This is a genomic window from Erwinia sp. PsM31 (assembly GCF_030433775.1).
Taxonomy (GTDB): Bacteria; Pseudomonadota; Gammaproteobacteria; order Enterobacterales; family Enterobacteriaceae; genus Erwinia; species Erwinia aeris.
In genome coordinates, this window is record NZ_JARUWZ010000002.1 from 263,142 (window position 1) to 288,031 (window position 24,890).

General features: G+C 58.6%; 22 protein-coding genes. 7 read left to right on the forward strand and 15 right to left on the reverse strand.

Translation table 11 applies throughout. The features are described from left to right. Positions 1-38 precede the first annotated feature (38 nt). Together QCD69_RS02745 and QCD69_RS02750 are read right to left on the reverse strand one after the other, a co-directional pair. Positions 39-485, reverse strand: coding sequence for a DUF441 domain-containing protein (locus QCD69_RS02745; RefSeq protein WP_125290076.1), 447 nt, complete (start codon positions 483-485; stop codon positions 39-41). Between the two features lie 80 nt (positions 486-565). Beyond that, complete coding sequence (locus tag QCD69_RS02750; RefSeq protein ID WP_301250941.1) at positions 566-1,201, reverse strand: aspartate/glutamate racemase family protein; 636 nt, start codon at positions 1,199-1,201, stop codon at positions 566-568. A gap of 290 nt (positions 1,202-1,491) precedes the next feature. Between QCD69_RS02750 and hpxO the strand changes: the two genes are divergently transcribed. Next, complete coding sequence (gene hpxO, locus QCD69_RS02755; protein WP_253454331.1) at positions 1,492-2,649, forward strand: FAD-dependent urate hydroxylase HpxO; 1,158 nt, start codon at positions 1,492-1,494, stop codon at positions 2,647-2,649. Positions 2,650-2,693: 44 nt separating this feature from the next. Here the strand turns inward: hpxO and dcp are convergent, their stop codons facing one another. Together dcp and QCD69_RS02765 are read right to left on the reverse strand one after the other, a co-directional pair. Continuing rightward, on the reverse strand, positions 2,694-4,742 hold the full coding sequence (dcp, locus tag QCD69_RS02760; RefSeq protein ID WP_253454332.1) for a peptidyl-dipeptidase Dcp: 2,049 nt from the start codon (positions 4,740-4,742) through the stop codon (positions 2,694-2,696). A 45-nt stretch (positions 4,743-4,787) separates the two neighbouring features. Further along, the gene (locus QCD69_RS02765) at positions 4,788-5,651 is read right to left on the reverse strand and encodes a LysR family transcriptional regulator (RefSeq protein WP_301250942.1); all 864 of its coding nucleotides are present in this window, start codon (positions 5,649-5,651) and stop codon (positions 4,788-4,790) included. 96 nt (positions 5,652-5,747) lie between these two features. Here QCD69_RS02765 and QCD69_RS02770 point away from each other — a divergent pair, with 96 nt between their 5' ends. Next, on the forward strand, positions 5,748-6,251 hold the full coding sequence (locus QCD69_RS02770; protein WP_301250944.1) for a phenolic acid decarboxylase: 504 nt from the start codon (positions 5,748-5,750) through the stop codon (positions 6,249-6,251). Between the two features lie 69 nt (positions 6,252-6,320). On the opposite strand, the gene xdhC is transcribed toward QCD69_RS02770, so the two are convergent. The 4 genes from xdhC to guaD are packed head-to-tail and all read right to left on the reverse strand — an operon-like array spanning position 6,321 to position 12,195. Continuing rightward, the gene (gene xdhC, locus QCD69_RS02775) at positions 6,321-7,088 is read right to left on the reverse strand and encodes a xanthine dehydrogenase accessory protein XdhC (RefSeq protein ID WP_125290082.1); all 768 of its coding nucleotides are present in this window, start codon (positions 7,086-7,088) and stop codon (positions 6,321-6,323) included. Continuing rightward, the gene (gene xdhB / locus QCD69_RS02780) at positions 7,078-9,438 is read right to left on the reverse strand and encodes a xanthine dehydrogenase molybdopterin binding subunit (RefSeq protein WP_301250945.1); all 2,361 of its coding nucleotides are present in this window, start codon (positions 9,436-9,438) and stop codon (positions 7,078-7,080) included. The genes xdhC and xdhB overlap by 11 nt, the downstream gene beginning before the upstream one ends. Beyond that, entirely contained in the window at positions 9,428-10,873 is a 1,446-nt protein-coding gene (gene xdhA / locus QCD69_RS02785) for a xanthine dehydrogenase small subunit (protein ID WP_301250946.1), read from the reverse strand. Before xdhA ends, xdhB begins: the two co-directional genes overlap by 11 nt. Beyond that, positions 10,870-12,195 carry a guanine deaminase gene (gene guaD / locus QCD69_RS02790; protein WP_301250947.1) on the reverse strand — a complete coding sequence of 442 codons (1,326 nt, stop codon included), beginning with the start codon at positions 12,193-12,195 and terminating at the stop codon, positions 10,870-10,872. Before guaD ends, xdhA begins: the two co-directional genes overlap by 4 nt. A 376-nt stretch (positions 12,196-12,571) precedes the next feature. Between guaD and ydfG the strand changes: the two genes are divergently transcribed. Then, complete coding sequence (ydfG, locus tag QCD69_RS02795; RefSeq protein ID WP_301250948.1) at positions 12,572-13,318, forward strand: bifunctional NADP-dependent 3-hydroxy acid dehydrogenase/3-hydroxypropionate dehydrogenase YdfG; 747 nt, start codon at positions 12,572-12,574, stop codon at positions 13,316-13,318. A gap of 49 nt (positions 13,319-13,367) precedes the next feature. On the opposite strand, the gene QCD69_RS02800 is transcribed toward ydfG, so the two are convergent. Continuing rightward, positions 13,368-13,697 carry a YnfA family protein gene (locus QCD69_RS02800; protein ID WP_301250949.1) on the reverse strand — a complete coding sequence of 110 codons (330 nt, stop codon included), beginning with the start codon at positions 13,695-13,697 and terminating at the stop codon, positions 13,368-13,370. Positions 13,698-13,829: 132 nt separating this feature from the next. On the opposite strand from QCD69_RS02800, the gene QCD69_RS02805 reads away from it, so the two are divergent. Then, on the forward strand, positions 13,830-14,177 hold the full coding sequence (locus QCD69_RS02805) for a DUF1283 family protein (protein ID WP_253460987.1): 348 nt from the start codon (positions 13,830-13,832) through the stop codon (positions 14,175-14,177). Positions 14,178-14,228: 51 nt separating this feature from the next. Beyond that, a complete protein-coding gene (locus QCD69_RS02810) occupies positions 14,229-14,528 on the forward strand; it encodes a DUF1161 domain-containing protein (protein WP_253454338.1) in 300 nt (99 codons plus the stop codon). A 30-nt stretch (positions 14,529-14,558) separates the two neighbouring features. On the opposite strand, the gene QCD69_RS02815 is transcribed toward QCD69_RS02810, so the two are convergent. From QCD69_RS02815 to QCD69_RS02830, 4 genes are all read right to left on the reverse strand, one after another. Next, complete coding sequence (locus tag QCD69_RS02815) at positions 14,559-16,013, reverse strand: MDR family MFS transporter (protein WP_301250951.1); 1,455 nt, start codon at positions 16,011-16,013, stop codon at positions 14,559-14,561. Between the two features lie 147 nt (positions 16,014-16,160). Beyond that, entirely contained in the window at positions 16,161-16,832 is a 672-nt protein-coding gene (gene bioD / locus QCD69_RS02820) for a dethiobiotin synthase (RefSeq protein WP_253454340.1), read from the reverse strand. Between the two features lie 131 nt (positions 16,833-16,963). Continuing rightward, a complete protein-coding gene (gene mlc, locus QCD69_RS02825) occupies positions 16,964-18,181 on the reverse strand; it encodes a sugar metabolism global transcriptional regulator Mlc (RefSeq protein ID WP_125290144.1) in 1,218 nt (405 codons plus the stop codon). Between the two features lie 117 nt (positions 18,182-18,298). Continuing rightward, entirely contained in the window at positions 18,299-19,195 is an 897-nt protein-coding gene (locus tag QCD69_RS02830) for a LysR family transcriptional regulator (RefSeq protein WP_253454341.1), read from the reverse strand. A 96-nt stretch (positions 19,196-19,291) separates the two neighbouring features. On the opposite strand from QCD69_RS02830, the gene QCD69_RS02835 reads away from it, so the two are divergent. Then, entirely contained in the window at positions 19,292-20,527 is a 1,236-nt protein-coding gene (locus tag QCD69_RS02835) for an MFS transporter (protein ID WP_301250954.1), read from the forward strand. A gap of 38 nt (positions 20,528-20,565) precedes the next feature. Here the strand turns inward: QCD69_RS02835 and msrA are convergent, their stop codons facing one another. Further along, positions 20,566-21,096 (reverse strand): peptide-methionine (S)-S-oxide reductase MsrA, encoded by a 531-nt coding sequence (msrA, locus tag QCD69_RS02840; RefSeq protein ID WP_253454343.1) that lies wholly within the window; start codon positions 21,094-21,096, stop codon positions 20,566-20,568. A 392-nt stretch (positions 21,097-21,488) separates the two neighbouring features. On the opposite strand from msrA, the gene QCD69_RS02845 reads away from it, so the two are divergent. Continuing rightward, positions 21,489-23,528: a choline transporter gene (locus QCD69_RS02845; RefSeq protein WP_253454344.1), complete on the forward strand. Its 2,040-nt coding sequence runs from the start codon at positions 21,489-21,491 to the stop codon at positions 23,526-23,528. A gap of 22 nt (positions 23,529-23,550) precedes the next feature. On the opposite strand, the gene QCD69_RS02850 is transcribed toward QCD69_RS02845, so the two are convergent. Further along, the gene (locus QCD69_RS02850; protein WP_253454345.1) at positions 23,551-24,627 is read right to left on the reverse strand and encodes an AbrB family transcriptional regulator; all 1,077 of its coding nucleotides are present in this window, start codon (positions 24,625-24,627) and stop codon (positions 23,551-23,553) included. Between the last annotated feature and the right edge of the window lie 263 nt (positions 24,628-24,890).

Sequence of the window (24,890 nt, forward strand, 5' to 3'; positions counted from 1 at the left end):
AGAGCGTCATCATAGCAGAGAACGCTTTCTGCGGACGGCTACATTTTACCGATAAACAGCGAAACCAGCCCGGCGGCGATCAGCGGCCCGACCGGCACGCCGCGAAACAGCGACACGCCGATAATCGTGCCGATCAGCAGGCCGCCGACGATAGTAGGCTGCGATCCCATCAGGCTGACGCCGCGCCCGCCTACCCAGGAGACGAAAATGCCTACCGCGATCGCCAGCAGGGATTTCCAGTTCAGAAAGGAGTGCATCAGCGTGCTGGTCGGCAGCGCGCCGCTGGCAATGGGTGCCATGACGCCAATGGTCAGGATCACAATCCCGACGGTGACGCCCTGCTTTTCAATCCACGGGAACAGCGCGTTCAGCGGCGTCATGCGCACCACGATCAGCACCAGCAAAGCGATAGCGACGGTCAGGTTGTGGCTGAAGTAGCTGAGCCCCGCCAGAAACAGCAGAATAAACAGCGTTAAATCGAACATAGTGGTTTCCTGTCAAAGCGTGGGGCTACACCTTAAAACGCTTTGCCGCTGCGCTCTAGCTCTTTTTAACGCCTTAAAAATTAAAGAATAGCTTCGAGCGCGGCCTGCAGGCTGGTTTCCGGGCCGGTCAGCACCGCCAGCGTGGTATTGATCTGCTTTGCCGCGCCCGCCATCGAACTTTGCGCCAGCACGATACAGCCCAGCGCACACTCGTGGCGATCGCGAATATAGTGCGCGATCTCACGATGGTAGCCATCCATATCCCCCTGGTTGAAAAAGGCCCAGGCGCGCGGGATCAGTTCTACGGCCAGACGGCTGCCGGGAATAAACGCCTCGAACAGCCGCGTGGTGGCCGCAAGCGTAGAATGGGCGGTGCAGAGCACCAGCACCGCGCCGTGATAGTGCGAGGCCGCCTTCGCCAGCGCCGCGTCCACGCGAATAACAGGCTTGCTGAAACGTTTAGGATCCAGTGCCACCACGCCCAGCGTGGTACAGGTGACGATCACCGCATCGGCCTGCTGGCACAGCTCGTCGAGGATATGGCTGACGGCCGCCTCAATGTCGGGAGTCACTTCGCCCGCTTCTGCCGCCTGAGTTAACAGCTCGCTTTGCACGCAGTGCAGCAGCTGAACCTCATCATAATCCAACGCTTGCAGCGCCTCTTCAAACAGCACTATGTTGCTTCTTGCCGCATGCAGACAGGCTATGGTTGCCATCTTGCTTTCTCCTGAAAAAGGTCTTTTGCCACTGTGGCAAATTCTTTAGCGCTTTGCCAACACTTCGGCCTTTCCGTCACTTTTGTTTCACTGATGGATCACCATGCTGGTGCAATGCGCCAGCCTGAAGCAGGAATTTAACGAAACGATCGTTTCACCAGGCGCGCGGACTGGACGCACTCCGTCGCCATAACGCCTGTATAGTTCAGATTGTTTCACCCCGCGCGAACCGGACGGCGCAACTGGTACAAAAGTTGCAAAGCCTCCAGGGAAGCCTGAAGGAGAAACAGATGAAAGCATTGATTATGGGCGCGGGGATCGGCGGCATGTGCACCGCCATTGCGCTGCAGCGTTTTGGTATCGAAACCGCAGTATTTGAAGCGGTAAAAGAAATTAAGCCCGTCGGCGCGGCCATCTCCATCTGGCCCAACGGCGTGAAGTGCCTGAATTATCTGGGCATGAAAGAGCAGCTGCGGGCGCTGGGCGGCATGATGCAGACCATGGCCTATCATGATGCGCGGACGGGCAATCCTCTGACGCAGTTCAGCCTGGCGCCGCTGATTGCCGAGTCCGGCGAGCGCCCTTACCCGGTCGCGCGCGCGGAATTACAGTCCATGCTGCTGGGACACTATGGCTTTGACCGGGTACGGTTCGGCAAACGCGTGGCGAGCGTGGAACAGCACGATCGGGGCGTGACGGCCTTTTTTACCGACGGCAGCGAGGCGCAGGGCGATTTGCTGATTGCCTGCGACGGCGCGCACTCCGCCGTCCGTCCTTACGTGCTGGGACAAACCGTGCCGCGGCGCTACGCGGGCTATGTTAACTGGAACGGGCTGGTGGCGCTGGACGAAAGCATCGCGCCAGCCCGGCAGTGGACGACCTTTGTCGGCGAAGGCAAGCGCGTTTCGCTGATGCCGGTGGCGAACAACCGCTTTTACTTTTTCTTTGACGTGCCGCTGCCGCCGGGGCTGGCGGAAGATCGCAGCACGCTGCGCGCCGATTTGCAGCGCTATTTTCAAGGCTGGGCCGCGCCGGTGCAGAAGCTGATTGCGCAGATCGATCCGGCCACCACCAACCGTGTGGAAATCCATGATATCGAACCGTTTCCTCAGCTGGTAAAAGGCCGCGTGGCATTGCTGGGCGATGCGGCGCACAGCACCACGCCCGATATTGGTCAGGGCGGCTGCGCGGCAATGGAAGATGCGGTAGTGCTGGCAAACTGCCTGCAAACGCATTCGATGGGTATTGAAGACGCGCTGCTGCGCTATCAGGCCCGGCGCGCCGGACGCGTGAAGGATCTGGTATTGAAAGCCCGCAAACGCTGCGACGTTACACACGGCAAGGATATGGCCGTCACGGAGCAGTGGTATCGGGAACTGCAAAGCGAAACCGGCGAGCGCATTCTTCAGGGCATGTGCGACACCATTCAGGGCGGGCCTTTCGCCTGACTCACGCCAGCGCGACGGTGACTGCCGTCGCGCTGAAGACGCCGTCAGCCTTCCTCTTTTAATCCCCGGTTAATCAACATGGCTTCGATTTCCGGCTCTCTGCCGCGCCACTGTGCATACAGCGCTTTCAGATCCCCGCTGTTGCCGCGCGACAGAACGGCGTCGCGAAACCGCTGGCCGTTTTCCCGCGTCAGGCCGCCGTGCTCGCTGAACCAGACAAAACCGTCGTCGGCCAGCATCTGCGTCCACAGATAGGCGTAGTAGCCTGCCGCATAGCCGCCGCCCCAGATATGCTGAAAATAGCTGGAGCGATAGCGTGGCGGCACGGCGGCGAGCGCGATTTGCTCGGCCTCCAGCGCCTGCTGTTCAAAAGTGGCGACGTCCTGCTCCTGCTGGTCAGCGGCCAGGCTGTGCCAGTGCATATCCAGCAGCGCCGCGGCCAGCAGCTCGGTCATGTCGTAGCCTTTATTGAACTTGCTGGCGTTGATGATTTTCTTATGCAGCGCCGTGGGCATCGGCTCGCCGGTTTGATAGTGGCGGGCGAAATGGCTGAATACCTGCGGATCGCTGGCCCAGTGTTCGTTAAGCTGAGAGGGGAACTCAACGAAATCCCTGGGCGTGGCGGTACCGGAAAGCGAGGGATAACGCTGTTCGGCGAACAGACCGTGCAGCGTGTGGCCGAACTCGTGGAACAGCGTAATCACGTCGTCCCAGGCGAGCAGCGCGGGCTGCCCTTCAGGCGGTTTGGGATAGTTGCAGACGTTATAAATAACGGGCTTAGTGCCGAGCAGCGTGGACTGTTCAACAAAATTACCCATCCACGCGCCGCCGCCCTTGTTGTCGCGCTTGAAATAGTCGGTATAGAACAGCGCCATCGGTTCGCCATCGACGTCCAGAATTTCATAGACGCGTACGTCGGGATGGTAAACCGGGATATCGCTGCGCGCCTTAAAGGTAATGCCATAAAGTTGGGTGGCTGCCCAAAATACGCCGTTTTCCAGTACGTTATTCAGCTCAAGGTAAGGTTTGATCTGGTTTTCATCCAGATCGTAATTCGCCTTGCGCACCTGTTCGGCATAGAACAGCCAGTCCCAGGGCTGAAGGCGGAAACCGCCCTGCTGCTGGTCAATCACCGCCTGAATATCCGCCGCCTCGCGGTTAGCACGCGCGGTGGCAGCAGGCACGATGGCACGCATAAAATCGAGTGCGGCCTGGGGAGTTGAGGCCGTCTGATCCTGAAGCTTCCAGTCGGCATAGCTGGCAAACCCCAACAGCTGCGCCTGACGCGCGCGGATGCTGGCCAGATTAGCGATCGGCGCGCGGGTATCGTTGCCGTCGCCCTTTTCAGCCCGTTGCCAGGCAGCCGAAAACAGCGCCTCCCGCGTGTCGCGGTTGCTGAGGCTTTGCAGAGCCGGCTGCTGCGTGGTGTTTTGCAGCACCAGCAGCCACTGCGGCTGCAGGCCTTTCTCCTGCGCCGCTGCGGCGGCGGCGCTCAGTTCGGCCTCGCTTAACCCTGCCAGCGCCGCCGCATCGTTGACGGCAAGCCCGCCCGCTTTGGTCGCCGCCAGCAGCTTATTGGTGAACTGCGTGGTCAGCGTGGCCGCCTGCTGATTCAGCACCTTCAGCTGCGCTTTTGTGTCGTCACTGAGGCTGGCCCCGGCGAGCTGAAACGCCTGCCAGGTTACTTCCACCAGGCGCAGCGATTCGTCGTCCAGCCCCAGGCTCTGGCGCTGCTGGTAAACGCTGTCGAGACGTGCAAACAGCTGGCTGTTTAGGCGGATATCATCCTCCAGCGCCGTCAGCCGTGGCGACATCTCCTCGTCAAGCTGCTGGAGCAGATCGCTGGTGTTGGCTGACGTCATGGCGTTAAACACGCTCTCCACGCGCCGGAGCATCAGTCCGCACTGCTCCAGCGCCTGATAAGTATTGGCGAAGGTCGGCGGCTCGGCGCTGTTGGCGATGCGCTCTACCTCTTCCCGTTTTTGCCGCATTCCCTCTTCCAGCGCCGGACGATAGTCGGCTTCGGTAATGCGATCGAAAGGCGGCGCCTGAAACGGCAGCGGGCTGGGCTGGCTGAACGGATTAGTGGGCATGGCATGACTCCTTATCGACTCTCCGAATAGGCGAAACGGGCGGCATCAGGCAGGCATGCTGAACAGCCTGGTCAGCGTCTGGATTTGCCGATCGTCCGATGATAAATCTTTAACAATCAGATGTAAGGGTGTAGCACGTCTGCCGCCGTGCGTCATGGGAAGAATTTTCAGCGTGCCGGCAGCCAGCTGCGAGGCGATACGCTCTTCCGGCAGCCAGCCGTAGCCGACCTGCGCGATCACGGCCTCCGCCGCGGCATCAATGGTGGAGAAAGTCCAGCATTCGGCCGCATCGAGGCTGTCGTCCTGGCCGTCGGGTTCCCGCTCTGCGATGCGGATAAGCGGGTAAGCCGCCAGATCCTCGCCGCTCAGCGGTGCCGCCTGCTGGTGCAACGGATGATCGCGATGCGCCACCGCGACAAAATCAATATTCATCAGCCATTCTCCCCGACCGGTCAGATCCTGACGACGCGTCAGCACCATCACGTCCGCTTCCGGCCTTTCTGCCGCATTGCTTTCCAGCACTTCGGTAAGGTTTACCTGCGTATGCGGATGCTGCTGCTGAAACTGCCGCAGAATGGTAAACAGGCGCCCGCGCGGGAAAATGGCATCCACCACTAAATCCAGGCGCGTCCGCACGCCCGTGGTCAACAGAGCGGCATGGGCTTCCACATACCAGAACGCTTTCAGCAAGGGTCTGACCCGCGCCAGCAGCTGCTCGCCCGCCGTCGTCAGTACGGTCCGCCGCCCTTCAGGCCGCAGCAGCGCCACGCCCAGCCTTTCCTGCAGCAGCGCGAGGTTGTAGCTGACCGAAGACTGGCTGCGGCAGGTCGCCTCCGCTGCTTTCGCAAAGCTGCCCGACTCCACCACTTTCTCCAGCAGCGCCCACTGTTCCAGCGTCGTTTTATGCATGATTGATTTAATTATCAGATGAATTTGACTTAAAATTAGCGTTATTAATTCAGAAAATAAACCGATAAAGTGTCAAAAAAAACACAGGAGGATAAGATGAAATTCGATCGAAATGACCTGAGCGGCTTTATCGGTAAACACCTGGTTTATACCTACGACAACGGCTGGAATTACGAAATTTACGTCAAGAACGAGCAGACGCTGGATTATCGTATTCACAGCGGCATGGTCGGCAACCGCTGGGTGAAAGATCAGCGGGCTTATATCGTGCGTGTCGGCGAGGAGAGCTATAAAATTTCCTGGACGGAGCCGACCGGCACCGACGTCAGCCTGATAGCTAACCTGGGCGACCGCCTGTTTCACGGCACCATCTTCTTCCCGCGCTGGGTCATGAATGACCCGCAAAAAACCGTTTGTTTCCAGAACGAGCATATTGTGGAAATGGAACGCTATCGCGAAGCCGGCCCGGCTTATCCAACGGAAATTATCGATGAGTTCGCGACGATCACGTTTATCCGCGACTGCGGACCCGATAACGACAGCGTGATTGACTGTGCGGCCAGCGAGCTGCCTGCAAATTTTCCTGATAACCTCAAATAATCAGTCAATCAGATTTTATCGCGTGACCTGACGCGCTTCTCCTTTTCCCGGCCAGCCATGCTGGCCGTTTTATTGCCCATAGCAGGCAATAATCTCACCCGCTACCGCTACCGCAATCTCGGCGGGCAGCTTGCCTTTCACGTCAGGCAGGCCAATCGGGCAGCGCAGGGTATCCAGCTGCTGGCGACTGAAGCCCTTGCCCTCCAGCCGATAATCAAACCGCTGACGTTTGGTCGCCGAGCCAATCACCCCGAAGTAACGATAGTCGCCGCGCGTCAGGATCGCCTCGCAGAGCGCCAGATCGGTGGGATGATGGTGGGTCATCACCACGTAATAGCTTTCCGGCGGCATCTGTTTCACCGCGTCGCGCGGATCTTCCGGGCAGCAGATCGTCACCCCTTCCGGCACCTGAACGAACTGCTCTTTACGCTCGTCTACCCAACAGACATGACAGGGCAGCGTCGCCAGAATGGTGACCAGCGCCCGGCCTACGTGGCCTGCGCCAAACACCGCTATCTGCGGCTGCGGCTGGATCAACGGCTCAAACAGCACGGAGGTCATGCCGCCGCAGCACTGCCCAAGCCGGGCGCCCAGGTTGAAATGCTCGCTGCGCGGTTCGCTGCTGCGCGTCGTCAGCATCTCTCTGGCAAGGGCGATGCACTGATATTCCAGATGGCCGCCGCCGATGGTCAGAAAAGATTGCCCGGCGGTGACAATCATTTTGCTGCCGCTGTCGCGCGGCACCGAGCCTTTTTCCTCCAGCACCGTCAGCAGTACGCAGGGCTCACGCTTTTCGTGTAGCGAGGCCAGTATTTTAATCCAGTCGTCAGGTCGCATTATGTTCCCTCATTTTTTCTGCCCCCCAGAAGACCCTTTCCGGCGTGGCGGGCGCATCCAGCAGCGGGTGCTGACGGTAGTCGCCAACGCTGGCTACGGCATCCTGGAGCGCGCACCAGGCGGCAATCCCCAGCATAAACGGCGGCTCGCCCACCGCTTTGGAATGAAACACCGTATCTTTGGGGTTTTTACGGTTTTCCACCAGCGTAACCCGCAGATCCGCAGGCACGTCGCCAATCGCCGGAATTTTGTAGCTGGCGGGGCCGTCGGTCATCAGGCGGCCCTGCTCGTTCCACACCAGCTCCTCGCTGGTCAGCCAGCCCACGCCCTGCACGAAGCCGCCCTCAACCTGGCCAATATCGATCGCCGGGTTCAGCGAGGCGCCGACGTCATGCAGAATATCCGCCCGCAGCAGCCGATATTCGCCGGTCAGCGTATCGACAATGACCTCCACGCAGGCCGCGCCAAAGGCGTAGTAGTAAAAAGGCGTGCCGCGCCCTGCTTCACGATCGTAATGAATGCCGGGCACTTTGTAGTAGCCGGTCGCGGCAAGCGGCACCTGGTTCAGCCAGGCCAGCTGCGCCACGTCCGCAAAGGTGAAATGTTTTTCGCCTGCCTTGACGATGCCGTTGCTGAAGCTGACCTGCTCAGCGCTACAGTTATGCAGGCTGCACAGCATAGCCGTTAATCGGTCGCGCAGGATCTGCGCCGCGTTCTGGGCGGCCTTACCGTTAAGATCGGTGCCGCTTGAGGCGGCCGTCGGCGAGGTATTAGGCACTTTGCCGGTATCCGTTGCGGTGATCTGGATGCGATCGACGTCGATTTGCAGCACTTCCGCCACGATCTGCGCAACTTTGGTATTAAGGCCCTGGCCCATTTCCGTGCCGCCGTGGTTAAGCTGTACGGTGCCGTCGGTGTAGATCAGGATCAGCGCGCCCGCCTGATTAAGGAAGCTGGAGGTAAAAGAGATGCCGAACTTCACCGGCGCCAGCGCCAGGCCACGTTTCAGATAAGCGCTGCCGTGATTAAAGGCGGTGATTTCGCGGCGGCGGGCCGCATAGTCCGCGCTGGCCTCCAGCTGCGCGGTCATCTCCTCCAGCAAATTGCCTTCCACCTGCTGGTGGTAGTGCGTGACGTTACGCGTTTCTTTGCCGTAATAATTGCGTTTGCGTACCTCAAGCGGATCGAGGTTCAGCTCGCGGGCGATATGATCCATGATCTGCTCAATCGCCACCATGCCCTGCGGGCCGCCAAAGCCGCGATAGGCCGTGTTGGACGCCGTATTGGTACGGCAGCGATAGCCGGTGATCAGCGCGTCGCCAAGATAGTAGGCGTTGTCGGCATGAAACATGGCGCGATCGACGATCGAACCAGAGAGATCCAGCGAATAGCCGCAGTTGCCGGCCAGATCGATTTTTACGCCGCAGAAGTGCCCATCGTTATCCACCCCTACGTCATAGCGCACGTAGAAGGGATGCCGCTTGCCGGTTATGTGCATATCGTCACGTCGCGCCAGCCGCATTTTCACCGGTCTGCCCGTCTGCCGCGCCGCTACCGCGCACAGGCAGGCGACGCCGGCGGCCTGCGTCTCTTTACCGCCAAAGCCGCCGCCCATCCGCCGCATATCTATCGTCACCTTGTTCATGGTGATCCCCATCACCGACGCTACCAGCTTCTGCACTTCCGTCGGATTTTGCGTGGAGGAAAAAACCTGGAGCGACTGGTCTTCGCCCGGCACCACCAGCGCAATCTGCGTTTCCAGGTAAAAATGCTCCTGGCCGCCGATGTGGAACTCGCCCTGAAGCCGATGGCTGGCGCGAGCGAGCGCGGCTTCCGCGTCGCCCCGCTGGTGCACGTGCGGCTGCTGCACAAAATGCGCTTTCGCCAGCGCCTCTTTGACGTCCAGCACCGGCGTCAGCGGCTCGTACTCAATAATAGCCGCTTCCGCCGCCCGGCGGGCCGCCTGCGGGCTTGACGCCGCCACCGCCAGCACGATCTGTCCGGCATACTCTACGACGTCTTTTGCCAGCAGCGGATCGCCCGGCTCCAGCGGCCCGATATCCCCTTCGCCCGGCACGCTTTGCCAGGTCAGCACGCTGACCACGCCGGGGATGGCGTAGCAGGGATCGGTATCTATGCTGAGGATGCGGGCGTGCGCATGCTCGCTAAGGCGGGGACAGAGATGCAGCATGCCCGGCAGCTCCAGCCTGTCGTCGATGTAGATCGCCTCGCCGGAGACGTGCTTATCCGCGCTCTCGTGCTTATTGCTTTTACCGACGCCGCTCTGAATGCCTGCCTGATACTGCCGGGCGATAACGTCAGCCGCCACTAAGGGACGATTATTGGACATAGTCTGTTACCTCCAGCAGGGTTAGCTCTTCCGTAAGCGAAGCGTGATAGCGACGCAGCAGGTTCTTCGCTATCTGTAACCGGTAGGCCGCGCTGGCGCGGAAGTCGCTCAGCGGCGTAAAGTCCTGCTCCAGCGCACGGCAGGCCAGCGCCAGCGACTGCTGCGTCAGCGGTTTGCCCACCAGCGCGCTTTCGCAATGGACGGCACGTTTTGGCGTTGCCGCCATGCCGCCGAAGGCGATACGCGCGGCGGTTACCCGGCCGTCGGCGTCGCGCTCCAGCATAAATGCACCGAAAACGGCGGAAATATCATCTTCCAGCCGCTTGGACACCTTCCACGCGCGGAAATGTTGTGACGCGGTCACTTTTGGCACGCTGATTGACAGGATAAATTCGCCGGGCCGTAGCGCAGTTTTGCGATAGTCCACGAAAAATTCATCCAGCGGCAGCGTGCGGATTTGCGAGCCGCGCTGAAGCGTCAGCGTTGCGTTGAGCGCCAGCAGCATCGGCGGGGTATCGCCGATGGGCGAGCCGTTGGCGATATTGCCACCCAGCGTGCCGCGATTGCGGATCTGCAACGAAGCGAAACGCTCCAGCACCTGCGCGAAGGCAGGAATATGGGGCCGCAACAGCGTGGCGCAGGATTGAAGGGAAGCGCCCGCCCCCAGCACAATCGCCTGCTCCTCTTCCCGACAGGCTTTCAGTGCTGCTATCTGATCCAGGGCGATAACCAAAGGCAGCGGTTTATAGCTTTGCGTCACCTGGAGCGCTAAATCCGTGCCGCCCGCCAGCAGCTTCGCCTCCGGATGCGCCAGCAGCAGTTCCGCCAGGCGATCGAGGCTTTTCGGCAGCAGGCAGCGGTTGCCGTTGAACGCCAGCTCCTGCTCTTCGCCGTTGTGGATCGCCATCAGTTTTGCCACCGTCTGCGCCTCGCGCTGCGCAAAGCTGTCCGGCTGCGGCCGTTCGCAGACCTGACGCGCCGCATCAATAATCGGCCGATAGCCGGTGCAGCGGCACAGGTTGCCCGCCAGCGCCTGCTCCGCCTCTTGCCGCCGCCAGCCTTCACTGTTTTTTTGCAGCGTAAACAGCGACATCGCAAAACCCGGCGTGCAAAAGCCGCACTGCGAGGCGTGGCACGTCGCCAGCGCTTTTTGCACCTCGTGCAGCTCGTCGCCCTGGCGGAGATCCTCAACGGCGATCAGCTGTTTGCCCTGAAGGCTGCTGACAAAGGTGATGCAGCTGTTGACGGTTTCATACACCATTTTGCCCGCCTCGACGCGCCCCAACGTGACCGTACAGGCACCGCAGTCGCCCGAAGCGCAGCCCTCTTTGGTGCCGCAGCGGCGCTGGTTCTGGCGTAAATAGTTCAGTACGGTGGTTTCAGGATCGAGACTTTGCTCGGTGACCAGCGTCTGGTTCAGTAAAAACTGGATCATGCGGCTTTCTCCTCGCTCTGCGGCTGCCAGACCAGTTTGCCGTTGACCCAGGTACAGGCGATATTGCGATCGTCGCCCAGCGTCATCAGCACAAAAAGTTTCTCCCAGATATCGCGGCTGTTGGCGCAGCGCAGCTTTTGCAGCGCCGAGACGGCCGGATCGAGCACCACGAAGTCCGCCTCTTTGCCGGGCTGGAAGTTACCGATCTTATGATGCAGATCCAGCGCCTGCGCGCCGCCGAGCGTGGCGTGGTAGAACGCCTCACAGGCGGCCATTTTATACTGCTGTAGCTGCCCGACCTTGTAGGCTTCGCCCAGCGTTTGCAGCATATTAAAAGTGGTGCCCGCGCCGACATCCGTACCGATGCCCAGCCTGACGTTTTTTTGCCAGCAGGTTTGTAGCTTAAACAGGCCGCTGCCGAGAAACAGGTTAGAAGTAGGACAGAAGGCGACTGCCGAATCAGTCTGATGCAGGCAGTCCCACTCGCTATCCTCCAGATGGATGCAGTGCGCGAAGACGCTGCGGCGGCCCGTCAGCTGATAATGGTGATACACGTCCAGATAGCCGTCGCGCTCGGGGAAAAGCGCGTTGACCCAGGCAACTTCCTGCGGGTTTTCGCTCAGGTGGGTGTGCAGCCAGATATCCGGATAGGCTTCCTTCAGCTGCCTGACCTTTTCCAGCAGCGCTGGCGAAGAGGTTGGCGCAAAGCGCGGCGTCAGCGCATAGCTCAGGCGCCCGCGATTGTGCCAGCGCTCAATCAGCTCGCGGGTTTGCCGGTAGCTCTGTTCGGGCGTCTCGGTCAGGTAGTCCGGCGCATGGCGATCCATCATGACTTTCCCGGCGATCAGACGCATTCCCAACCCTTCGGCGGCGCTGAACAGCGCATCCACCGATTCCGGATGCACGGTGCCGAAAACCAGCGCCGTGGTGGTGCCGTTACTCAGCAGCTGGTGCAGAAAAAAGGCCGACATCTTCGCCGCGTGCTGCGGACAGTGATACTGGCTCTCTACCGGGAAAGTGTACTGTTGCAGCCACTCCAGCAGCTGCTCGCCGAAAGCGCCGATCATCTCCGTTTGCGGATAGTGAATATGGCTGTCGACAAAACCCGGCACAATAAGCTTACCCCGGTAGTCGGTTATCGGCTGCCCGGCGGCGAGCTGATGCTGCCCCGCTTCCCACGTCTGAAGCGAAAGAATTTCGCCTTCGCGCAGCAGCAGCAGGCCGTCTTCAATGTAGCGGGCGTGGGCCGGCAGTTCTTCAGGCTGGCTGACCGGTGCGGTGATATCAAAAAAACTGCCGCGAATGGCGGTGATGGATGGCATAGCGCTTCCTTCTGAACAAGTCTTCGGCAATCAGTGAACGGCCTGCGTTCAGAGTTGCAATTGCTGTGCCACATTAATAATCGGAATTTATATGCTATTTATCAGTTACTTAAATATGGATGCATTAAGAAACCCTGAATGAATCGAGGCAATCGTATGCGCAACCGATTGCAGCAATCAGCAAACGATTGCCTGCCTTTTTTTCTTGCGCAGCGAGCAGTTTTTCCCTGTGCCATTGCACCGTTTTCTGGCGTTTTTACGCAGAACGCACCTCGATCGTGCAGCCTGTATTATCAACCATAACCAATCCTTCTTATCAGAATCGATCTGAAGTGTTATCGTGTTGAGAATCCAAAATGCGTTGAGGAACAGTGAGATGATCGTATTTGTTACGGGTGCCACTGCCGGATTCGGCGAAAGCATTACCCGACGCTTTATCCGTGAAGGACACAAGGTAATCGCCACCGGCCGTCGTCAGGAGCGTCTGCAAACGTTGAAACAGGAGCTGGGCGACAACCTTTATACGCTACAGCTTGACGTCCGCAACCGTGCGGCCATTGAAGAGGCGCTGGAGCAGCTTCCCGCCGAATGGCGCAATATCGACGTGCTGGTCAATAATGCCGGGCTGGCGTTAGGCATCGAACCCGCGCATAAAGCGAGCCTGGACGATTGGGAAGCGATGATCGACACCAATAATAAAGGGCTGGTCTATATGACCCGCGCCGTGCTGCCGGCGATGGTTGAGCGCAACGTGGGCCATATTATCAATCTGGGATCGATTGCCGGCAGTTGGCCTTACGCGGGCGGCAACGTTTATGGCGCGACTAAAGCCTTCGTGCGGCAGTTCAGCCTGAATCTGCGCACCGATCTGCACGGCACCGCTCTGCGCGTGACCGATATTGAGCCGGGACTGGTGGGCGGCACGGAGTTTTCCAACGTGCGCTTTAAAGGCGATGACGCTAAGGCCGATAGCGTCTACGACGGCACCGAGCCGCTGACTGCCGAAGACGTGACCGAAGCGGTCTGGTGGGTTGCCACGCTGCCGAAGCATGTCAATATCAACACGCTGGAAATGATGCCGGTCGCGCAAACCCTGGCCGGGCTGAAAGTGCATAAGTCGTAATGTGCTATCTGGCCCGGCGGCTACCTTCTGCCGGGCCTGTTCTGATTTGCTACCCTCTTCCCCAACCGGCCACGATAATCAGCATCCCGCCCAGGGCGATTGCCGCGCCCGCCCAGTCGTAATGACTTAGCTTTACGCCATCCACAAAACGCAGCCACAGCAGCGCCGTCGCCACATATACGCCGCCGTAGGCCGCATAGACGCGCCCGCTCGCCGCCGGATGCAGCGTCAGCAGCCAGACAAACAGCCCCAGGCTGGCCGCCGCGGGCAGCAACAGCCAGGCGGAGCCACCCTTGCGTAGCCACAGCCAGGGCAGAAAACAGCCGACGATCTCGGCCAGCGCGGTCAGAAAAAAAAGCAGGACGGTTTTCAGCAGCATGTTTCCTCACTACAGGCTAAACGGATGCGCAAGTCGGCTGGTTAGCCCGCGCGCGCAGATGATATACTATTCGCGGCGTTCGATGCAGCCGCGCGGCTGTAAAACAGGAATAAGGAATTGATGATGAAAAAGATGACTTTCTGGCAATCTACGCTGGTCAGGGCTGCGCTGCCGCTGGTTCTGTTTGGCGCGCTGGCCTCTTTTCAGCAGACCGCCGAAGCAAGAACGGACAGGCTGATCATTCAGGACGGCGACAGCTCGCTGACTAAAGAGCAGGCCCGCCAGGAGAAAGAGCAGTGGGATGAAACCCATCGTCTGCGCAGCAAAGTGAATCAGCGCGTGGAAAAGAATTTTGATAAGGCTGACCGCGCCATTGATACTCGCGACGCCTGTGAGCAGAGCCTGAACGTTAATGCCTACTGGGAGCCGAGCACATTGCGCTGCCTGGATCGCCGCAGCGGACGTCCCGTCGCGCCCTGATAGCGGATAGCTGCTATAGTTAGCGTAATTTTCAGGCAAAAGGAAAGGACGATGAAAGCGATAAAATGGCTGTTACCGGCGTTGATGGTCGCCGCTCCGCTGGCTGTACAGGCTTCCTGCGAGACGGTTAAAGCGGACATTAATCAGAAAATTATCAATAACGGCGTGCCTGCTTCCGGCTTTACGCTGGACGTGGTGCCCAGCGACCAGGCCGATCAGGCTGGCGGTCAGGTGGTAGGCCATTGTGAAAACGATTCGCAAAAAATAGTCTACAAGCGTGAACGCAACGGCGATAGCGACGCAGCCGTACCGGCCAGCGCCGGGACCTCTCAGGATGCCCCCTCTTCCTGATGGATAAGGGCCGCCTGCGCGGCCCTTTCTTTATTCCGGTTTCTTCGCCGGGATAAATCGCGCCACCGCCAGGCTGGCGAAGGCGATGACCAATGAAACGGCAAACACCCAGTGCAGCGAGCTGGCCACTTCGCCAATCACATGCTGCAAACTCCCTTGCGATAAAGCTTCTCTCTGCGCCTGCGCCATAATCTGCTGCACCGGATCGTCGTGCTGCGGCAGCCGCTGCGCCAGGTTATAGTTGAGCACCGCGCCCATGACCGCCGTGCCTGCCGCCGATCCCAGCAGGCGACTGAACATCACCGAGGCGGTACAAATGCCGCGTACTGAAAACTCCGCGCTGTTTTGCACGGCGATCAGGAACGTGGTGCTGGTCATGCCCATACCGGTGCCAATAACGAACGCGGCGACCCCCGCGTAGCTAATGCTGCTGTCCACGTGCAGCGTCAGCAGCAGCGCCGTACCGGCAATCAGCAGCAGCGAGCCAAGCTGGGCGGTGAAACGGTAAGAGGTGCGCAGCATCAGCCTGCCGCTGAGCGTACTGGCCAGCGGCCAGCCGATCGACATCATCGCCAGCGCGCTGCCTGCCTGGAGCGGCGTGCCGCCGTTAACGCCCTGGATCCACGTGGGCAAAAATGCGCTGATGCCCATCATTGCCGCGCCGATAATCAGGTTGCCGAGGTTGCCCGCCACGATTGTCCGGCTACGCCATATCACCAACGGGAACAGCGGCGCGGGCGCCCTTTTTTCATGCCGTACCAGCATAAAAGCCGACAGTATGGCGACGCCAGACAGCACAAATGCCCAGTTACCGAGCAGCTGTGCCTGCAGCAGCGCCGTCAGCAGCGCGCTGACCGTCAGCATCAGCCAGCCGCTGCCCGCCAGGTTAAGCCTCTGTCGCGTTTCACCTCGCGATTCCGGAAACCAGCGCGCCAGCATCAGCATCGAAACGATCCCTACCGGCACGTTAACCCAGAACACCAGCGACCAGCTGAAATGCGCCACTATCCAGGCGCCGGTCAGCGGCCCGACCACCGCCGCCACGCCCCAGACGCTGGAGAGCCAGCCCTGGATACCCGCCCGCTCTTTTGGCGAGTAGACGTCGGCGATAATAGTCGCGGTCAGCGGCATAATTGCGCCCGCGCCCAGCCCCTGGACGGCGCGAAACAGGATCAGCCAGCTCATGGCGGGCGCGAAACCGCACAGTACCGAGCCAAGAAGGAACAACGACGTGCCGATAAAGAAGACGCGTTTCCTTCCCCACAGATCGGCAAGCCTGCCGTAAAGGGGCACGCTGACCGCCTGAGTCAGCAGATAAACGGAAAAAACCCAGCCAAATTGTGAAAATCCGCCCAGCTCCGCCACGATGGTGGGCATGGCCGTGGCGACGATGGTCACCTCAATGGCCGCCATAAACATCGCCAGCATCGCGGCGATCAGTATCCAGTGGCGATGGCTCACCCCGGTGTGTGCTGTTTCAGTCATACCGCTCCTTAGTGTTGTCCGTTCTTATTCTGGCCTGGATTGGCGCCGGATGTTTCCTGTTTGTGCGCTGGCGCGATAAAAAAACCGCTACAGCAGGTGCTGTAGCGGCAGGCAGAAAAGAAAACGTAAGGGGAACGGCGGCAGTTGCTATGGCTGACGCAGCACGCTCAAATCCAGATAGCGGGCCAGCTCACGCTGTTCCGGTTTCGGCAGGTAAGGCAGCTCGCCCAGCAGCGGTGCCTGAATTTTTTGGCTCAGCACGTCGATAATTTCCGCATAATGCGCCAGACCGGGATTAATGCGGTTGGCGACCCAGCCCAACAGCGGCAGGCCGTCGTTGGCTATCGCCTGCGCCGTCAGCAGCGCATGACTGATGCAGCCCAGCTTGATGCCGACCACCATCACTACCGGCAGCCGCTCATCAACCGCCCAGGCGGAAAGCGGACGCAGATCGTTCATCAGGCTGTGCCAGCCGCCGGTGCCTTCCACGACTACGGAATCAACCTGGGCTGACAGCGCGTGCAGGCTCTCGCTCAGCTTCTGGTAGTTGATAACGGCATCGCGGCTGGTGCTGATCTCATCATCCAGCAGGGTCAGCGGATTAATGGCGGAATAAGGAAGCGTAACGGAAGAAGAAGCCTGTAGCACGAGCGCGTCCTTGTTGCGCGGCCCCTCATCGGTTTGCTGGCTGCTTTTGGCGACGGGCTTATAGCCAGCCACCCGCCGCCCCCCTTCGGACAGCGTCTGCAAGAGTGCGCGGCTGACCACTGTTTTACCCACTTCTGTATCGGTGCCAGTGACAAATAAACGCTTTAACATACTCTCTCTACGCTCCGATTCTGTCGATAATTTATAAACAATAATTAACAATTAAGACGCAACATCTTAGGGTAGCGAACAGGAGTGAGGCTTGCGTTAGCGCAATCTTTTGCGTAATAAAGGGCGTGGCGTCAGCCCTGGAGAAGTTTCACCAGCAGCGTGCCGTTATAGAGCGCATCCTTGACCAGCGCGGCCCCTGGCATGGTGCCCTGATTGTAAAACTGGGTAGGTTCGATGGCGATATGCTGGCCGTAAACCGGCAGGGACTGACGGCGCACGCAATCGGCAATGGCGGGATAGAGGATTTCGCTGGCGCGATTAAGCGGCGATCCTATAACTATTTTTTCAGGGTTAAAGAGGTTAACCATAATGGCCAGGATACGACCCACGTGATGCCCGACGCCGGTGACAATCCCTTTCGCCAGCGGATCGCCCGCCAGCGCGGCATCGCAAAGCGACGCGGCGGTAAGCGGCTGCTGATGCAGCAGGCAGTCCGGCGCGGCCTGCATTTTTTGCGCGGCCAGCTCCAGCACGCTTTCCAGGCTTGCGACCGTCTCCAGGCAGCCATGATTGCCGCAGTAACACTGTTTGCCCCATGGCTCGACCTGCGTATGGCCTATCTCTACCAGCGTGCTGCTGCCGCTGTGCAGCAGGCGGCCACCGGTAATCACGCCCGCGCCGACGTTGTGATCGATAACGACCTGGATAACGTTATTAAGATCGCGCGAGGCGCCAAACAGCGCTTCCGCCATAGTCCAGGCGCAGATATCGTGCTGGATATAAACCGGCAGGCCGGTACGCGCCGACAGCGCCTCGCCCAGCGGCATATCGCTGACGCGGTAAAAAGGCATGCGATGCACGATGCCTTTTTGCGCATTGAGAATGCCCGGCAGCGTGATGGCAATAGCGGTTAGCCTTTCCAGTTTCTGCTGGTGGCGAATAAAGAAAGCGTCGATTTCATTAATAATGCGCGACAGCAGCGGCTGCGGATCGTCAACGGGCAGCGGCCGCACCTCTTCCACCACCAGCAGGCTGCTTAAATCCCGCAGCGCCAGCGTGAACTCGCCGTTGCCGATGCGGGCGGAAAGATAGTGCCAGGCCGGCGTATCCACCACCAGGCCGACAGCCGGGCGGCCGCGGCTGCCCGCTTCCTGAAACTCCGTTTCCTGCACCAGATGCGCTTCCAGCATCTCGCGCACGATTTTTGTGATGCTTGCCGGGGCCAGCTGCGCTTTTTTCGACAGGGCAATGCGCGATATCGGGCCGTAGCGGTCGATCAGGCGATACACCACGCCCGCATTGGTCTGTTTGATCTGATCGATATGGCCAGGCTGACTATCGGCTATCACTTTATTTTCGCGCCTCAAAATAAATCTCTGCTCATGGTGAAACAGTTCCGCTGGCTCGTCAACGCTTTGATTTTTATTGTGATTAACAGCACAGAATAACGCTTAGCTACTTGATCATTACAAATCATCGTTTCTTAACATCAGGCTCAGCATATGCTGCGTAGCGGCGCTGATTTCGCCCTGCTTTTGCCATACCAGCCAGACTTCCGACAGCGCATCTTCTTCCTGCAGCGTCAGCCAGCTGAGCTGCTCCAGCCGCGCCCGACGAAACGACGCGGGCAGGATCGAAACGCCCAGCCCGGTGGCGACCAGCCCGAGGATGGTCATCGCCTCGCCCACTTCCTGAGCAATATTGGGCCGGACGGCATAGCGCTCCAGCAGCGTCAGGGTTTCGCTGTAGAGCGCCGTGCCTACCTGGGGATCGAAAAAAACAAAGGGTTCAGCCGCCAGCTCGCGCAGCGAGACAGAGCCGCGCCCGGCCAGACGATGCGCGCGATGAACCACGGCGCAAAGCGGTTCCCGCAGCAGCAGCCGGTGCTCCAGCGTGTCCGGCAGCGGCGTATTGCGCATCACGCCCAGATCCAGCCGTCCTTCATGCAGCGGAGCCAGCTGCTGGCGTGTATTAATCTCCTGCATCTGTAAATGCACGTCCGGGTAGCGCTGGCGAAAGCTGAACAGCGCGTCGGAAACCGCAGAAATAAACGGCGCGGAGGAGGTAAAGCCGATCCGCAGCGTGCCCTCTTCCCCGCGATGCAGCCTGGCGGCCTTATCGGCCGCTACGGCCACGTTTTGCAGGATTTGCCGGGCGCTGACCAGAAACTGGGCGCCAGCAGGCGTGAGCCGTACGCTACGGTTGGTGCGGGCCAGCAGCCTGGCGCCAATTTGCTGCTCCAGCTGCTGGATCTGCTGGCTGAGCGGCGGCTGGGAAAGGGCAAGACGCTGAGCGGCGCGACCAAAGTGCAGCTCCTCCGCGACGGCAATAAAATAGCGCAGATGACGAAGCTCAATATTCATATCTTAAAAATCTCAATCGAGAGGATTAATAGATTATACAACCTGCTCAATGTTACATAAAATTAACATCAACTTTTCTACGTTTAAGGACAGGCAGTGAACGTTACGACCCGACTCGTTACCGCAGAAGAAAGCGTTACCCCACCCGCCGAAATCTACATTAAGCGCGGCACGCCGCAGTTTATGCGCGTGACGCTGGCACTGTTTTCTGCGGGTTTAGCCACCTTTGCGCTGCTGTATTGCGTACAGCCCATTTTGCCCATTCTGTCGCAGGCATTCGGCGTTTCGCCTGCCGCCAGCAGCCTTTCTTTGTCTATCTCTACCGGTCTGCTGGCGCTGGGCCTGCTGGTAACCGGCCCGCTTTCCGATGCGGTCGGCCGTAAAAACGTTATGGTGACGGCGCTGATGCTGGCAGCGCTGTTTACGCTGCTGTCGGCAGGCATGTCCAGCTGGCACGGCATTCTGCTGATGCGGGCACTGACCGGCCTGGCGCTGAGCGGCGTGGCGGCGGTGGGAATGACTTATCTGAGCGAAGAGATCCACCCCAGCGCCATCGCCTTTTCGATGGGCCTGTATATTAGCGGCAACTCCATCGGCGGCATGAGCGGCCGTCTGTTAAGCGGCGTGATCGCCGATTTTACCAGCTGGCGAGTCGCGGTCGCGGTTATTGGCTGCTTTGCGCTGGCGGGGGCGCTGATGTTCTGGAAAATTCTGCCGCCCTCGCGCCATTTCCGCCCCGCCTCGCTAAGGCCGCGCAGCCTGCTGATCAATTTTCGGCTGCACTGGCGCGACAGCGGCCTGCCGCTGCTGTTTGCAGAAGGTTTTTTGCTGATGGGCGCGTTCGTCACGCTGTTTAACTATATTGGCTACCGGCTGCTGTCACCGCCGTGGTCGCTGAGCCAGGCGGTGGTAGGATTGCTTTCCGTGGTCTATCTCACCGGCTCCTGGAGCTCGCCGAAAGCGGGCGCGATGACCGCTAAATACGGCCGGGCGGCGGTGCTGCTGGCGTCGGTAACCCTGATGCTGGCTGGCGTGCTGATCACGCTGGCGAATACGTTATGGCTGATTTTTCCGGGCATGATGCTGTTTACGGCCGGCTTTTTTGCGGCGCATTCCGTTGCCAGCGGCTGGATAGGCCCGCGCGCCAGACGTGCCAAAGGACAGGCCTCTTCGCTTTATCTTTTTAGCTACTATCTGGGATCGAGCCTGGCGGGTACGCTTGGCGGCGTGTTCTGGCATCATTTCGGCTGGCCGGGCATTGCCGGTTTTATTACGCTGCTGCTGCTGCTGGCGCTGATGACCGGCTTCCGCCTGCGCAGTAAAAAGCTGTAAAAAAAGCGGGCTGGCTGCCCGCTTTCAGAAGTAACGCCTTATTTATTCTGGCTGGCGTAGTGCTTGCGCAGCTTCTGCAGTTTTGGCGGGATCACGGCCAGGCAATAACGGTTTTCCTGCCCTTCGCCTTCCCAATAGTTCTGATGATAATCTTCCGCCGGATACCATTCGCTGGCGCTCTCGATAGTCGTTACCACCGGCTCCGCCAGCTCCGCCTGCGCGCGCGCGATAGCCGCTTTGGCTTCCACCGCCTGCGTTTCATTCAGCGGGAAAATCGCCGAACGGTATTGGGTACCGATATCGTTACCCTGACGGTTTAGCTGGGTTGGATCATGGGTAGCGAAGCTGATATCCAGCAGCTCGCCGTAGCTGATTTTTTCCGGATCGAAGCCCAGGCGGATAGCTTCCGCATGGCCGGTTTCGCCCGTGCAGACCTGCTTGTAAGTCGGGTTGGCAACGTGGCCGCCAATGTAGCCACTCTCTACCGATTCCACGCCGTTAATCTGTTTAAACACGGCTTCGGTACACCAGAAACAGCCACCCGCGATAATTGCATATTCAGTCATCATAATTCCTTATTTGCTTTTGCAAGCCTCGTTAATCATTGCAGCATAAGTTTTTAATTATTGCTACGCCCTTCCATGCGGTGCTGGTTATTAGAGTAAAAGCCAAAACCAATAACGCACAGAAACTATAAGGTCTGATGCGATGAATTTATCGCTTTGTTATTTTTAATTGAATGCTCAATCAATAAAAACTATCATGTGGAGCTTATTTTTAACAATTGAAGGAAGGAGACAGAGCAAACAGCTAAATAATCGACAAAGATCAACCTCATAAACTACCTGCCCGAGCGGTTCCCCAGTGTAGTTAGCGGATATGCGGCGGATGTTTCCCAGTATGCGCTAAGGCACGCTTTGTGAAAACCGGGTTTATTCTTGAGCATTTTTTCGGAGAATCTATGCCGACGACTGAAATACCCAGGAAAGATCAGCAAGACCGCATTAATCCCGTGGTCTTTTATACCTCAGCAGCGTTAATTCTGCTGTTCTCGCTTGCCACTATCTTTTTTACCGATTTATCCGATCGCTGGATAAATAATACCCTGCAATGGGTCTCCAATACGTTCGGCTGGTATTACCTGCTGGCGGCCACCGTTTATATCGTCTTTGTGGTGCTGATTGCCGCTTCCCGTTTTGGTTCTATCAAGCTCGGCCCGGAGCAGTCCAAGCCGGAGTTCAGCCTGATGAGCTGGGCGGCGATGCTGTTTGCCGCCGGCATCGGCATCGATCTGATGTTTTTCTCCGTAGCGGAACCCGTCACGCAATATATGATGCCGCCGGAAGGCCAGGGGCAGACGCTGGAGGCAGCGCGACAGGCGATGGTCTGGACGCTGTTCCACTACGGTTTAACCGGCTGGGCGATGTACGCACTGATGGGCATCGCGCTGGGCTACTTCAGCTATCGTTACGGCCTGCCGCTGACTATCCGCTCTGCGCTCTACCCTATCTTCGGCAAGCGGATCAACGGCCCTATCGGCCATTCAGTGGATATCGCGGCGGTTATCGGGACTATTTTCGGTATCGCCACCACGCTGGGGATTGGCGTGGTGCAGCTGAACTACGGTCTGAAGGTGCTGTTTGACGTGCCGGAAGGGCTGACGGCCCAGGCAGCGCTGATTGCGCTGTCGGTAATTATGGCGACTATTTCGGTGACTTCCGGCGTGAATAAAGGGATCCGTCTGCTGTCGGAACTTAACGTGCTGCTGGCGCTGGGTCTGATCCTGTTCGTGCTGTGCATGGGTAACACCAGCTTCCTGCTTAATGCGCTGGTGCTGAACGTTGGCGACTATATCAACCGCTTTATGGGCATGACGCTGAACAGTTTTGCCTTCGACCGCCCTACCGAATGGATGAACAACTGGACGCTGTTCTTCTGGGCGTGGTGGGTTGCCTGGTCGCCGTTTGTCGGCCTGTTCCTGGCGCGAATTTCACGCGGCCGCACCATCCGCCAGTTTGTGGTGGGCACGCTGACCATTCCGTTTATCTTTACCCTGCTGTGGCTGTCGATTTTCGGCAACAGCGCGCTGTATGAAATTATTCACGGCAACACCGCGCTGGCGCAGGAAACGCTGGCTCACCCGGAACGCGGCTTCTACAGCCTGCTGGCGCAGTATCCTGCCTTTACCTTCAGCGCCTCTGTAGCCACTATCACCGGCCTGCTCTTTTACGTCACCTCGGCGGACTCCGGCTCGCTGGTGCTGGGCAACTTTACCTCGAAGCTGAGCGACATCAATAACGATGCGCCTAACTGGCTGCGTATTTTCTGGTCGCTGGCGATTGGCCTGTTGACGCTGGGTATGCTGATGGTTAACGGCGTGACCGCGCTACAGAAAACCACGGTGATTATGGGTCTGCCCTTCAGCTTTGTGATTTTCTTTGTGATGGCCGGTCTCTATAAGTCGCTGCGCGTGGAAGATCACCGCCGCGCCAGTACCATCGTCAGCACGCCGCCAGCGCCGGTTTCCCGCGAGGATCGCCTGAACTGGAAACAGCGTATCTCCCGCGTGATGAACTATCCCGGCAGCACGCATACGAAAAAGATGCTGGATAACGTTTGTCGACCAGCGATGGAAGAAGTCGCGCTGGAGCTGGAGCGACGCGGTGCTAAGGTGCAGGTCAGCGAGCTGCCGCCGCTGGAGGATGAACGCCTCAACCATCTGGAAATGGTGGTCAACCTGGGCGACGAGCAGAGCTTCCTGTATCAGATCTGGCCGCAGCGCTACTCCGTACCGGCGTTTACCTATCGCGCCCGCAGCGGCAAGTCGGACTATTTCCGTCTGGAAACCTTCCTGCTTGAGGGTACGCAGGGCAACGATCTGATGGACTATACCAAAGAGCAGATCATCAATGACATTCTCGATCAGTACGAGCGTCATCTGACCTTCCTGCATATTCATCGGGAAGCGCCGGGCAGCACCATGCCTTTCCCGGAAGCCTGATAAAAAAACAAGGGCCGGACTTTTAGTCCGGCTTTTTATTGCCTGTCAGCTGCCGCGCGCCTGCCCGCTTCGCTAACCATTTAGCTAAAAGCGGCCCGGTAAGCAGCACCACCATAAAACGCCCGGTTTGCATGGCCATAACAAAGGAAAGATCGACATGGCTGGACGCGGCAATAATGGCTACGGAGTCGGCGCCGCCGGGGCTGGTTGCCAGGTAAGCGGTTAAAGGATCGATACCGGCGAAACGTACCAGTAAAAAAGCCAGCCCGCAGCAAACGGCCACCAGGCTAAATATCGCCAGCAGCAAACGCGGCAGCGCCTTTGCCGCATAGATAAGGATAGCGCGATTGAAGCGCAGCCCAATGCTCCAGCCAATCAAAGCATAGGCCGTCATCAGTAAAACAGGCGGTAATTCCAGTTTTACCCAGTGGGTATTTTGCACCAGTAGTCCGCCAGCCAGCGAAATTAATAAAGCGCCCGCAGGCAGCCTTAACAGGCGGCTAATTCCCACGCAGGCCACAATCACTAATAAAGTGGCGCCGAACGCGGGCCATGCCACCGGCTGAATAATGGCAAACGCCGAAGCTGACGAGGCTGTTGGCGAAGGCGCCCAGATACGTGCGATGAAGGTAGCCAGCACCGCGACAATAACCACACGCAGATATTGCATAAAGGCGACCAGCCGCACGTCGGCATCATAATTTTCCGCCATCAGCGTCATTGCTGCAGCGGCACCGGGCGACGATCCCCATATTGCCGTTGAGCCTGGCAACACCTGCCAGCGGGTTAACAACCATCCCGACAGCGCGCTGGCGATAATAACGGAGAAAATAGCCGCGCCGAACAGCGGCCAGTTTGCGGCTATTTCTGTAAATATCGAGGGCGGCATGGCGCGGGCGATCATGCACCCCACCACGCCCTGCGCTAAATAAAAGAGCGGTCTGGCAATGATCACCGGCTTATCGCGAGCGGCAAAGACAATCGCCACCAGCATGGGGCCAAGCAGCAGCGCGGCGGGCAACCGTAGCTGTTCAAGAAGGCTTACTACAAGCGCAGACAACAGAATGAGAACGGGCCAGCGTAAAAAAGAGGCGTGCATTAATTTATCCTGCTGAAACAGATAAGTTTATCCTGGCACATCAAAACAAACCGTACCAGTATCGCTGGTTATTACCTGCCCGAGCTATAAAGCTTTAGTTCTCTGTTTTAAAGCCACAGAGGAGCTGCGTGTAATAGCGGACTTAACGCCTCCTTTAAAAACCTGACTAAAAGTATGTTGTAACTACAAAGATAAGCCGAACGGATGAATTTGACGATAATTAGTGAAACGGGCAAGGCGAAGCAGGGCAACTTTGTATCCTG

Coding starts and splice junctions, on each gene's coding strand:
- ydfG (WP_301250948.1), top strand. CDS start 12,572: ATGATCGTATTTGTTACGGGTGCCACTGCCGGATTCGGCGAAAGCATT.
- QCD69_RS02815 (WP_301250951.1), bottom strand. CDS start 16,013: ATGACTGAAACAGCACACACCGGGGTGAGCCATCGCCACTGGATACTG.
- guaD (WP_301250947.1), bottom strand. CDS start 12,195: ATGCCATCCATCACCGCCATTCGCGGCAGTTTTTTTGATATCACCGCA.
- QCD69_RS02810 (WP_253454338.1), top strand. CDS start 14,229: ATGAAAGCGATAAAATGGCTGTTACCGGCGTTGATGGTCGCCGCTCCG.
- msrA (WP_253454343.1), bottom strand. CDS start 21,096: ATGATGACTGAATATGCAATTATCGCGGGTGGCTGTTTCTGGTGTACC.
- xdhC (WP_125290082.1), bottom strand. CDS start 7,088: ATGCGACCTGACGACTGGATTAAAATACTGGCCTCGCTACACGAAAAG.
- QCD69_RS02805 (WP_253460987.1), top strand. CDS start 13,830: ATGACTTTCTGGCAATCTACGCTGGTCAGGGCTGCGCTGCCGCTGGTT.
- bioD (WP_253454340.1), bottom strand. CDS start 16,832: ATGTTAAAGCGTTTATTTGTCACTGGCACCGATACAGAAGTGGGTAAA.
- QCD69_RS02850 (WP_253454345.1), bottom strand. CDS start 24,627: ATGCACGCCTCTTTTTTACGCTGGCCCGTTCTCATTCTGTTGTCTGCG.
- hpxO (WP_253454331.1), top strand. CDS start 1,492: ATGAAAGCATTGATTATGGGCGCGGGGATCGGCGGCATGTGCACCGCC.
- QCD69_RS02845 (WP_253454344.1), top strand. CDS start 21,489: ATGCCGACGACTGAAATACCCAGGAAAGATCAGCAAGACCGCATTAAT.
- QCD69_RS02830 (WP_253454341.1), bottom strand. CDS start 19,195: ATGAATATTGAGCTTCGTCATCTGCGCTATTTTATTGCCGTCGCGGAG.
- QCD69_RS02745 (WP_125290076.1), bottom strand. CDS start 485: ATGTTCGATTTAACGCTGTTTATTCTGCTGTTTCTGGCGGGGCTCAGC.
- QCD69_RS02770 (WP_301250944.1), top strand. CDS start 5,748: ATGAAATTCGATCGAAATGACCTGAGCGGCTTTATCGGTAAACACCTG.
- QCD69_RS02750 (WP_301250941.1), bottom strand. CDS start 1,201: ATGGCAACCATAGCCTGTCTGCATGCGGCAAGAAGCAACATAGTGCTG.
- xdhB (WP_301250945.1), bottom strand. CDS start 9,438: ATGTCCAATAATCGTCCCTTAGTGGCGGCTGACGTTATCGCCCGGCAG.
- xdhA (WP_301250946.1), bottom strand. CDS start 10,873: ATGATCCAGTTTTTACTGAACCAGACGCTGGTCACCGAGCAAAGTCTC.
- dcp (WP_253454332.1), bottom strand. CDS start 4,742: ATGCCCACTAATCCGTTCAGCCAGCCCAGCCCGCTGCCGTTTCAGGCG.
- QCD69_RS02800 (WP_301250949.1), bottom strand. CDS start 13,697: ATGCTGCTGAAAACCGTCCTGCTTTTTTTTCTGACCGCGCTGGCCGAG.
- QCD69_RS02765 (WP_301250942.1), bottom strand. CDS start 5,651: ATGCATAAAACGACGCTGGAACAGTGGGCGCTGCTGGAGAAAGTGGTG.